Genomic DNA, 10,369 nt, shown 5'->3' with positions numbered 1-10,369 from the left:
CGTTCGGGGACGTGCTGGTTTGTCATGCGACGCCTCGGGACGACGAGGAGGTCGTGCTGGTGGACAGTCCGATCGCTCGGTGGCTCGACGTACTGGGCGGTGTGCCGGACAGCATCAGGACAGTGGTGTGCGGCCACACCCACATGCCGTTCGTACGGCAGGTGGATCGGCGGACTGTGGTCAACGCCGGAAGTGTGGGGATGCCGTACGGCGCTCCGGGTCCCAGCTGGGCGCTGGTCACGCCGGAAGGGGTTCAGCTCCGCCGGTCGGCCCTGGATCGGGAGTCGGCGGCACACCAGATCGTCCAGACGTCGTCGTACCCGGGCCGGCAGCAGTGGGTGGATGAGTACCTGCTGACCAACTACTCCGACACGGAGGCGCTCGACGCGTTCAGAGCCCGAGCTGAGGGGTGAGCGGCTACGGTCGTGGGGTGTTCGCGCGGCGGCGGAAGCATTTCGGCACTCCGGCTGACAAGGCGACGTATGCGACTCTGCATACCGCCTCGTTGGCCAGTCCATACCTGCGCGAAGGGCTAACCCCCGCCGCAGCCGGTAAAGCGAGCCGCCACCTCAGAGACCTCCTCGGTACGGCGGCCATCGCGATCTGCGACTCCTCCGGCGTACTGGCGTGGGACGGGGTCGGCGGCGCGTACGAGAGCAACCACCGTCGTGACGCCCGCTCCCTGGCCGGACCGACTCTCCGCACCGGCCGGACCGCAGTACTCGGCGTCCACGACGTTGCCTGCGGAGACCCGCAGTGCCCGATCCGTACGGCGTCCGTCGCGCCGATCGTGATCGAGGAGCGCGTGGTCGCCGTACTGGTCGCGTACAGCGAGCGGTCGTCGGCAGCACTGGTCAGGGCGACCGAAGAGGTCGCCCGCTGGGTGTCTGGTCAGGTAGAGCTCGCAGAGCTCAACAAGGAACGCACCCGAGCCATGGAGGCCGAGCTGCGCGCACTGCGCGCTCAGATCAGCCCGCACTTCATCTACAACGCCCTGGCTGCCATAGCGTCGTTCGTCCGCACAGACCCGGAGCGAGCGCGTGAGCTGCTGCTGGAGTTCGCTGACTTCTCCCGCTACGCACTGCGTCGTGGCGGCGAGTTCACCACGCTCGCCGACGAGCTGCGCAATGTGGAGCGCTATCTGGTTCTAGAGCAGGCCCGCTTCGGTGAGCGGCTGACCGTCTCGCTCCAGATCGCGCCTGAGGTGCTGCCGGTCGTCGTACCGTTCCTGGTCGTCCAGCCGCTGGTGGAGAACGCCGTACGGCACGGTCTGGAGGGCACCACCGGTATCGGCCGGATCACCATCCGCGCCCGGGACCAGATCAACGAGGCGGAGATCAGCGTCGAGGACGACGGCGCCGGCAGCGACCCCGAGGTCATCCGCGCGGTCCTCGCCGGTGAGTCTTCCAGCGACTCGATCGGCCTCGGCAACGTGGACGCGCGACTACGGCAGGTGTACGGCGACGCCTACGGCCTGGTCGTCGAGACGCAGGTCGACGCGGGCACGAAGGTGACCTTCCGGATTCCCAAATACTCCTCAGGGGTGCACGCATCACCCTAAGGTGAGGGTTATGGCGGAGATACCACTGCGGGCGCTGGTCGCGGACGACGAGGAGCCGGCGCTCAACGAGCTGGTGTACCTGCTCCGGCGTGACGACCGGATCGGTGAGATCCGGACTGCCTCCAACGGCCCCGAGGCGCTGAAGATCCTGCAGGCGGCCGACCTGGACGTGGTGTTCTGCGATATCAAGATGCCCGGTCTGGACGGGATCGACCTGGCCCGGGTGCTGTCGAAGTTCGCCAGCCGCCCGCAGATCGTCTTCGTCACCGCGTACGACGAGCATGCGGTCCAGGCGTTCGAGCTGGAGGCCACGGACTACGTGATGAAGCCGGTCCGCGCTGAGCGGCTGGCCGAGGCAGTCCGGCGCGTGGTCACCGCCGGTGCACCGGCGTCACCGGCACCTGCCGATGAAGGTGACGAGGTGATCCCGGTGGAGCTGGCCGGGGTGACGCGGTTCGTGCAGCGCTCGTCGGTCCGCTATGTCGAGGCCCAGGGCGACTACGCCCGGCTGCACACCGGCCAGAACTCACACCTGGTCCGCATCCCGCTCAGCACGCTGGAGGAGCGCTGGCGCGACGCAGGCTTCACCCGGATCCATCGCAGTACTCTCGTCGCTCTCGCGCACGTGGACGAGATGCGCGTCGAGAGCGGCCGCTGCGCCGTGCGGGTCGGTGATGACTGGCTTCCGGTCAGCCGGCGGCACACACGTGAGCTCCGCGACCTCCTGGTCCGCTCCACCTCACTGCGCCCATGACATGAGCACGAACACACCTCCGGGTCCCCGCCGCGTCCGAGTGACGAGTCCGCGGACCAGTGCGGCCCGTCGGCCGACCACTCCGGCCGGTACGCGGGAGATCGACGAGCAGACGCGGCTCGGTGAGGTCTACATGAACTCGCTGATCCAGTCCCAGCTCCGCCTGACTCTCGCAGTGATCGGCGGCACCGCTCTGATCCTCGGCAGCATCCCCTTGCTGTTCTGGCTGGTCCCGCCGACCCGGACCTTCGCGATCCTCGGCCTCCCGCTCCCCTGGATCATCCTCGGCATCGTCGTCTACCCGGTCGTGTACGTCGCCGCCCGCATCTACGTCCGCAAGGCAGAACGCATCGAGACCGAGTTCACCGAGTTCGTCGGGCGGCAGTAGTCATGTCCTCAGCAATGAGCCTGACGGGCATCGGACTGGTGATCGTGGCAACGATCGGGATCGGTCTGTTCGGGCTGCGGATCTCCCGGACCACCAGCGACTTCTACGTCGCCAGCCGGGCGGTCACGCCGCGCTGGAACGCGTCTGCCATCAGCGGTGAGTATCTGAGCGCCGCATCGTTCCTGGGCGTCGCCGGTCTGGTGCTGGTGAACGGCGCCGACATGCTGTGGTTCTCAGTCGGCTACACCGTCGGCTACCTGATGCTGCTCGTCCTCGTAGCTGCACCACTCCGCCGTTCCGGCGCTTACACACTGCCCGACTTCGCCGAAACCCGCTTCCAGTCGGCCATGGTGCGCCGCATCTGCTCCGGCCTGGTTGTCGGCATCGGAACGCTCTATCTACTGCCACAACTGCGCGGAGCTGGTCTGACGTTCCAGACCGTCACCGGAGCGCCACCGGATGTCGGTGCGGCCGTCGTGGCCGTCATCGTGGTGATCAACGTGGCCGCGGGCGGCATGCGCTCGATCACCTTCGTCCAGGCCTTCCAGTACTGGCTGAAACTCACAGCACTGGCCACACCGATCTTCGTCATCCTGATCGCCTGGCGCTCCGGCGACCACCAGATCGGCGTACTCCATTCACTGCAAGGTGCTGCCGCCGAATGGGCCGAACCGCTCTCCACTGCCGGTGGCCGCGACCACCCGCTCTATTCGACCTATTCGCTCTTACTGGCCTTGTGTTTCGGCACCATGGGCCTTCCCCACGTACTGGTCCGCTTCTACACGAACCCGGACGGCCGCGCAGCCCGCCGTACGACGGTTGTCGTCCTGGCCCTGCTCGGAATGTTCTACCTGTTCCCACCGGTCTACGCGATCCTCGGCCGCTCGTTCGCGCCAGACCTGGTCACAGGTGCAGCGGACACCGTCGTACTGGAGCTGCCCAGCCGCATCTTCCCCGGTACGACGGGAGACCTGCTCGGAGCGCTGGTCGCAGCCGGAGCTTTCGCCGCGTTCCTGTCCACCTCATCCGGACTGACCGTCGCGATCGCCGGAGTGATCGACCAGGACCTGCTGCGAACCAGACTGACCCGTCTGACCGGTGGGGACTACCTGGCCGTCAACAGCTTCCGCATCGCCGCACTGCTCGCAATGACTGTCCCGTACGTCGCCTTCCGGCTCACCGGCGCCCTGAGCCTCGCGGACACCGTGGGACTCGCGTTCGCCGTAGCGGCCTCGACCTTCTGCCCGATGCTGGTCCTCGGCATCTGGTGGCGCCGCATGTCGACCACCGGCGCCGCAGCCGGTCTGATCGTCGGCGGTGTCGCGGCCAGCGCAGCCGCCCTGATCAACGTGATCGGCGCCCCCACCGCCGGCTGGCCACGCGCCCTGGTCGTCCAGCCGGCCGCCTGGACGATGCCGCTCGCCTTCCTCACCGTCATCGTGGTCTCCAAGCTGACGCCGCAGTCGATCCCCGCCGGGGCCGCCCGCAGCCTGGTCCGCCTGCACACCCCTGAAGCCGTCAACGTCGACCGCAACCCCACGCCACTGCCCTGACCTTGGGGCCGCTGGTCGTGGGGGATCGACCGTTCACCGCACGAGGTCGGCCCGCCGGTCGCCCGGGCTGGGCCGCTGAGCGCTCGATGCGTGTGGGTGCTGTCGGGCGGGCGTGAGCTGGACCACAGTACGGGGCAGCACACACTGCCGGTTCCGCCCGGCCTATCCCCTGTCTGGAGGTCCCGCGCATGAGTGATACCCGGCCGGGCGACCCGGAACTGACGACGTACCGAGATGTTCAGCTGTCACCGGACTTCTCCGAACTGCGCCGCCGGTTCCGCCGCTTCGTGTTCCCGATGACCGGACTGTTCCTGGTCTGGTACTTCGTCTACGTCCTGCTCGCCGACTACGCGCCGAAGTTCATGGCTCACAAGGTCGCCGGCAACATCACCGTCGGCCTGCTGTTCGGGCTCGGCCAGTTCGTCTCCACGTTCGCGATCACGTTGCTCTACGTCCGCTGGGCCGACAAGAAGTTCGACCCGGACGCCAAGCACCTGCGTGACCAGATCGAGGGAGAGACCAAGTGAGCGCGCCAATGCTGTTGCCGCAGGCAACCGTCGGGGACCCCAAGGTGAACATCGCGATCTTCGCGCTGTTCGTGGTGGCGACCCTGGCCATCGTGATCCGGGCCTCCCGCAACAACAAGAGCGCGGCCGACTTCTACGCCGGCGGCCGTTCCTTCACCGGCCCGCAGAACGGCATCGCGATCGCCGGTGACTATCTGTCCGCCGCGTCGTTCCTCGGCATCGCCGGCGCCATCGCGCTGAACGGGTACGACGGCTTCCTGTACTCGATCGGCTTCCTGGTGGCCTGGCTGGTGGCGCTGCTGCTGGTCGCGGAGCTGCTCCGGAACACCGGCCGGTTCACGATGGCCGACGTACTGTCGTTCCGGCTCAAGCAGCGTCCGGTCCGGATGGCCGCGGCCATCTCGACGCTGGGTGTCTGCTTCTTCTACCTGCTGGCCCAGATGGCCGGCGCCGGTGGCCTGGTGGCACTGCTGCTGGGCATCTCCGACCGGGCCGGGCAGAGCGTCGTGATCGCGGTCGTCGGCATCATCATGATCACGTACGTGCTGGTCGGCGGCATGAAGGGCACCACCTGGGTGCAGATCGTCAAGGCGGTGCTGCTGGTGCTCGGCGCCGGCATCATGACGCTGTGGGTGCTGGCGAAGTACGCCTTCAACCTGTCCAGCCTGCTGGGCGCCGCAGTCGACAAGAGCCCGGCGGTCGGGGAGAAGCTCCTCAGCCCGGGTCTCCAGTACGGCGCAACGGGGATCAGCAAGCTCGACTTCATCTCGCTCGGCCTGGCCCTGGTTCTCGGTACGGCGGGTCTGCCGCACGTCCTGATGCGCTTCTACACCGTGCCGAACTCGCGTGAGGCCCGTCGCAGCGTCAGCTGGGCGATCTGGATCATCGGCATCTTCTACCTGTTCACCCTGGTGCTCGGGTACGGCGCCGCGGCGCTGGTCGGACCGGACGTGATCCGCGCGGCTCCGGGCAAGGCGAACTCGGCAGCCCCGCTACTCGCCTACGAGCTCGGCGGCGAGATCCTGCTGGGTGTCATCTCGGCGGTCGCCTTCGCGACCATCCTGGCCGTGGTGGCCGGCCTGACGATCACCGCGAGCGCGTCCTTCGCGCACGACATCTACGGCCAGGTGATCAAGAAGGGCCAGGTCAGCGGCGACGGCGAGGTCCGGGTCGCCCGGATCACCGTGCTGGTGATCGGTGCGGTCGCGATCGTCGGCGGCATCTTCGCCAACGGCCAGAACATCGCATTCCTGGTGGCGCTCGCCTTCGCGGTAGCGGCCAGCGCGAACCTGCCGACCATCCTGTACTCGCTGTTCTGGCGGCGCTTCAACACCCGCGGCGCGCTCTGGAGCATCTACGGCGGTCTCGGCTCGGCGATCTTCCTGATCGTCTTCAGCCCGGTCGTCTCCGGCAAGGTGGACAAGAAGACCGGCGCGAGCCTGTCGATGATCACCGACACAGGAATCGACTTCAGCTGGTTCCCGCTGGACAACCCCGGCATCGTCTCGATCCCGCTGGCCTTCGTGCTCGGCATCGTCGGCACGCTGACCAGCAAGGAGCAGGTCGATGTCGACAAGTTCGCCGAGATGGAGGTCCGCTCCCTGACCGGTGCGGGCGCCGAGAAGGCGGTCGCGCACTAACCCCTAGACCTGTCAGGTAGGTCCTGCCGAACGCAGGCGGACCTGCCTGGCAGCCCCAAAGTTCCGCCTCCAGAAGGTCCCGGTATTCCCCTGAACCGGGACCTTCTGCTGTATCGCTTTAGAACTTCAGTGAAGGCCAGACTTCGAGGAACGCCTCGATGGACGCCTTGCCGCGCGCTTCCTCGATCGCGTGCAGGCGGCCGAAGGTGAACGCGTTGCCACCCTCCAGGTGCACCTGTACGGCGAGCTCCCGCAGCAGGTCGCGGGACACCACCGAGTCCTGGAAGTCGCCGAGAATCTCCTGCACCTCCTCGCCCCGCGTGGCCAGCCTGGTGCCCTCGTCACTCAACACCGGTACGGCGGCCTCTCCGGCGTACCGGAGTCGTTTCGCGGCCTTGCGCACCTCGTGGAGCTCGTGGTCCTGCTCCTCCGCCGTCTCGGCGTCCTGCGCCCGGCGAACCGCTTTGCTCATCCGCTTCAGGTCGTGGTGCAGCAACTCGGGGAGCTGTTTGGCGGCCTTCCGGTTGTGACCGGTCAGCGGCGGCTCGGCGATCAGCTGATCGAGCGTGTCCAGCAGCCGGAAGTACCGCTCGCTCTCCAGCGCGGCCAGCGCACCCGCCCGGCCCTCCTTGTAGACCGCGCGCAGATGGTCGTCGATCCGCGCGGCCACCCGGCCCATCACCAGCTCGACCGGCTGCTCACCGACCTCGGCAGCGAAGTGCGCGCGCTGAACCTCGGCATCCCGCGCCACCCCGAGCTCACCGGCCAGCCATTTCAGCTCGGCCCGGATCTCGTCACCGACCTCGCGGTCGATGAGCGGACGGAACGTCGCCAGCGCCGACCGCAGCCGCCGGGTCGCGACCCGGAACTTGTGGATCCCTTCCGGCGCATCCCGCCGTACCTCAGGATCCCGCTGGCGGATCGCTCGCACCTGGTCGATGGCGTACGCCCGGAACACGTCAGCCGTCCGCGGCTTCTCGGGCAGCTCCCACTCGTCGCGGGCCGGCACCCGATCGCCGAGGGCGCGCGCCAGCTTGCTCGGTCCGGCTGCCGGCTCGGCACCGGCAGAACGCAGTACAGCCTCGGCCGCCGCCAGCAGCTCGCGGTCGCCGCCGACCAGCTCGACCTCCCACTCACGCCAGCTGTCCGGCTCGCTGTCACCTGCCGTCGCCGTGACGCGGTCATCGGCCAGCTCAGCCAGTACGTCGCCGTTCGCGTCGAGCAGGCGGTGCACCACGCGGCGCGTCTGCAGCGTGACCACCGGGATCAGCTCGTTGTCGCGGACGTGCACCCGGACCGAGCGGACGAGCGCGATCGGAACCTTCCGAACCGCCCGGCCGAGCGGATACTGCACCTCGAGCCGCGCGCCGGACGACTTCGGGAACTTCACGTGCCAGCCGTCGTCCTCACCGCCGGTCCGCCGGCGCAAGGTCACACTGTTCGCGGCGAGGTCCAGCGCCTCGGTGTCGAAGTACACCGCCTCCAGGTCGAGCTCGACCGGTTGCGCAACGCTCGCCACCCCAGGTAACTCGTGCAGCGCCGGAAGATGGGTCGACTCGGCGACGTCGTACTTGGTCTCGATCTCGGTCTGCTCGGTCGGCATGCCTCTTGTTTACCAGCAGTTCATGAACTGGTCAGGCGAGTGCCCGCAAGTCGGCTATGAGCCGTTCCAGATCGCGGTCGGGGATGCCGTTGGTCGAGGTGGTCCGGAGTTGCCGCCGGCGGTTGCGCTGCAGGCCCCACACGGTCAGTACGACGACCGCCACGAATCCGATCATGTCCGCCCAATCCCGCGGAAGAACGTGTAGTGGAAGGTGCCGCCGGGCTCGGCCGTCCGCTCCAGGTCCCGGATGCCTGCGGCCCATTCGGCTGGTGTGAGCAGACGTTGAGCGAGAGCTTGCTCACGTACGGACTCGACCATCGCAATGAACGTCTTCCGGGTGAAGCCGTCGACCAGGTGCGGCAGCGTCTCGTCGGCGTACACGGTCCTTGGCTCGGTGCGGACGTCGTCGTACCCGGCCGCCGCGAGGAGCGGTTGCACCCGGCGGCCGATGAGCGAGTCGCCGCCGGCCTCGGCCTGCAGATCGACCAGGCACTCGATCACGGCCTGCGCGGCCGCACTGCGCGGGTGATAGAACGCCGACTGGTGATCGCCCTCGATGACCGTGATGGTTCCGCCGGGCCGCAGCAGTTGGCGCAGGCCGATCAGCGCAGCGGTCGGATCGCGGAGGTGTTCGAGGACGAAGCAGACGAAGATGTGGTCGAACTCCTCACCCTGGAGCTCTTCAAGGTCGGCGCACCGCCACTCGACCCGCGCATCGGGGCCGACTCGCTCTTTGGCTTGGGCGAGCGACTCCTCGGAGATGTCGATCGCGACCAGATCGATCCCGGGATGCCGGGTGACCAGCTGGACCGTCTGGGCGCCGACCCCACAGCCGGCTTCGAGCACCCGCGCTCCCGGCGGATACGCGATGCCACCGTGCAGGAGCTCGGCCAGAGTCTGCGCCTGATCTGCGAGCCGACGCGTCTCCGCCGGGGTGTAGCCATGCACGTAATCGGTTCTCATAACTCCACGGTGCCGTCACAATGGTCCGATGGACAGGTCCAATCGTGGTGACTTCAGCAGGACCAATGGAGCGGACTTCCTCCAGTTGAACGCTATGGAAGCCCCAGCTGGCGGTTTGGCCGACTGGCTGACCGACCAACTCCGAGCCGCGATCTCCGACGGCCGGCTGGCGATCGGCAGCCGCCTCCCGTCCAGCCGATTACTGGCGGCCGAACTGCAGGTCTCCCGCGGCGTCGTCACCGAGGCCTACCAGCGACTCACCGAGGACGGCCAGGTCAGCGGCCGAGGGCGCTCGGGGACAGTCGTGGTCGCCGCTCCGGCCGTGGCCCCCGCGCCGCCACGCGCCCAGTCACGGGTGCCACGGATCGATGCGCCCGGCCTCGACATCTTCGACACCCTTCGCGCTGCCCCGGCCCGGATCGATCTGACCCCCGGCGTACCGGATCTCGCCTCGTTCCCCCGCGCCGCCTGGCTGCGCTCCGAACGCGCAGTCCTCAGCAACCTCGAGGCCTCCGCCTTCGGGTACGGCGACCCCTCCGGTACGCCGGAATTGCGCGCGGCCGTCTCGACCTGGCTGGCCCGCTACCGCGGAATCACCGCCACCCCGGACGAGGTGATCATCGTCGCCGGAGTCGCCCAGGCCATCGCCCTGCTCACCCAACTCCTCGCAGCTCGTGGAATCACCGAGATCGCGGTGGAGGATCCGAGCTCACTCGGTTCGCGTCAGCACCTGGAGGAATGGCAACTCCGGACCCGGCCGATCCCGGTGGACTCCGGTGGACTGCAGGTCGACGTACTGCGTCAGTCGGGTGTTGATGTGGTCATGGTGACTCCGGCGCACCACTTCCCGACAGGCGTCGTACTGGAGGGTGAACGGCGGCGCGACCTCCTGCAGTGGGCCGCCGACGGTGGGCTGATCTTCGAGGACGACTACGACGCCGAGCACCGCTACGACCGCCCGCCGATCCCAGCCCTGCGGTCGATGCAGACCGAGCAGGTGATCTACGCCGGCAGCATCTCCAAGATCCTCGCACCCGCGCTGCGGATCGGCTGGATCGTCCCACCGGCCGCCTACCGCGACGAGTTCATCGCGCTCAAACGCCGCGCCGACCTGGGCAACGCCGCCCTCCCCCAACTCACCCTCGCGCACCTGATGAACTCCGGCGAACTGGAACGCCAACTCCGCTACGTCCACCGCCGCCACCGCACCCGCCGCGACGCCATGGCCACCGCCATCACCAACTACTTGCCCACCGCAACAGTCCACGGAGCCGCCGCCGGCCTCCACCTGACCATCACTTTCCCTCCGGACATCGACGACGTAGCCCTGGCCACCGCCGCCCTGGCCGCCGGCATCAAAGTCCACCCCCTCTCCTGGCA

The 10,369-nt window shown here is 68.1% G+C and carries 11 protein-coding genes; 8 read left to right on the top strand and 3 right to left on the bottom strand.

Translation table 11 applies throughout. From position 1 onward, the window contains the following. The 7 genes from E1261_RS39295 to E1261_RS39265 all read left to right on the top strand — a co-directional run. Nucleotides 1–413: metallophosphoesterase family protein (locus E1261_RS39295; protein WP_132414837.1), on the top strand; the 413-nt coding region annotated here is incomplete at its 5' end. 17 nt (nucleotides 414–430) lie between these two features. Next, entirely contained in the window at nucleotides 431–1,561 is a 1,131-nt protein-coding gene (locus E1261_RS39290; RefSeq protein ID WP_132414836.1) for a histidine kinase, read from the top strand. A gap of 10 nt (nucleotides 1,562–1,571) precedes the next feature. After that, nucleotides 1,572–2,315, top strand: coding sequence for a LytR/AlgR family response regulator transcription factor (locus tag E1261_RS39285; protein WP_132414835.1), 744 nt, complete (start codon nucleotides 1,572–1,574; stop codon nucleotides 2,313–2,315). A gap of 1 nt (nucleotide 2,316) precedes the next feature. Beyond that, on the top strand, nucleotides 2,317–2,703 hold the full coding sequence (locus tag E1261_RS39280) for a hypothetical protein (RefSeq protein ID WP_132414834.1): 387 nt from the start codon (nucleotides 2,317–2,319) through the stop codon (nucleotides 2,701–2,703). 2 nt (nucleotides 2,704–2,705) lie between these two features. Further along, entirely contained in the window at nucleotides 2,706–4,256 is a 1,551-nt protein-coding gene (locus tag E1261_RS39275; RefSeq protein WP_132414833.1) for a sodium/solute symporter, read from the top strand. Between the two features lie 188 nt (nucleotides 4,257–4,444). Beyond that, nucleotides 4,445–4,783, top strand: a complete 339-nt coding sequence (locus E1261_RS39270) for a DUF485 domain-containing protein (RefSeq protein WP_132414832.1) — start codon at nucleotides 4,445–4,447, stop codon at nucleotides 4,781–4,783. Then, the gene (locus tag E1261_RS39265) at nucleotides 4,780–6,423 is read left to right on the top strand and encodes a solute symporter family protein (RefSeq protein ID WP_238176719.1); all 1,644 of its coding nucleotides are present in this window, start codon (nucleotides 4,780–4,782) and stop codon (nucleotides 6,421–6,423) included. Before E1261_RS39270 ends, E1261_RS39265 begins: the two co-directional genes overlap by 4 nt. Nucleotides 6,424–6,541: 118 nt before the next feature. On the opposite strand, the gene E1261_RS39260 is transcribed toward E1261_RS39265, so the two are convergent. The 3 genes from E1261_RS39260 to E1261_RS39255 are packed head-to-tail and all read right to left on the bottom strand — an operon-like array spanning nucleotide 6,542 to nucleotide 8,989. Further along, nucleotides 6,542–8,026, bottom strand: coding sequence for a CYTH and CHAD domain-containing protein (locus E1261_RS39260; protein WP_132414831.1), 1,485 nt, complete (start codon nucleotides 8,024–8,026; stop codon nucleotides 6,542–6,544). Between the two features lie 31 nt (nucleotides 8,027–8,057). Next, nucleotides 8,058–8,201 carry a hypothetical protein gene (locus E1261_RS45635; protein ID WP_165952804.1) on the bottom strand — a complete coding sequence of 48 codons (144 nt, stop codon included), beginning with the start codon at nucleotides 8,199–8,201 and terminating at the stop codon, nucleotides 8,058–8,060. After that, nucleotides 8,198–8,989 carry a class I SAM-dependent methyltransferase gene (locus E1261_RS39255; RefSeq protein WP_132414830.1) on the bottom strand — a complete coding sequence of 264 codons (792 nt, stop codon included), beginning with the start codon at nucleotides 8,987–8,989 and terminating at the stop codon, nucleotides 8,198–8,200. Before E1261_RS39255 ends, E1261_RS45635 begins: the two co-directional genes overlap by 4 nt. A 28-nt stretch (nucleotides 8,990–9,017) precedes the next feature. Here E1261_RS39255 and pdxR point away from each other — a divergent pair. After that, a partial coding sequence (gene pdxR, locus E1261_RS39250) for a MocR-like pyridoxine biosynthesis transcription factor PdxR (protein ID WP_132414829.1) occupies nucleotides 9,018–10,369 on the top strand: 1,352 nt, incomplete at its 3' end.

Origin of the sequence: Kribbella albertanoniae, from assembly GCF_004348455.1 — a bacterium.
GTDB lineage: Bacteria > Actinomycetota > Actinomycetes > Propionibacteriales > Kribbellaceae > Kribbella > Kribbella albertanoniae.
The sequence above is the reverse complement of the archived record's forward strand: the minus strand, read 5'-3'. Positions and strand labels throughout refer to the sequence as shown.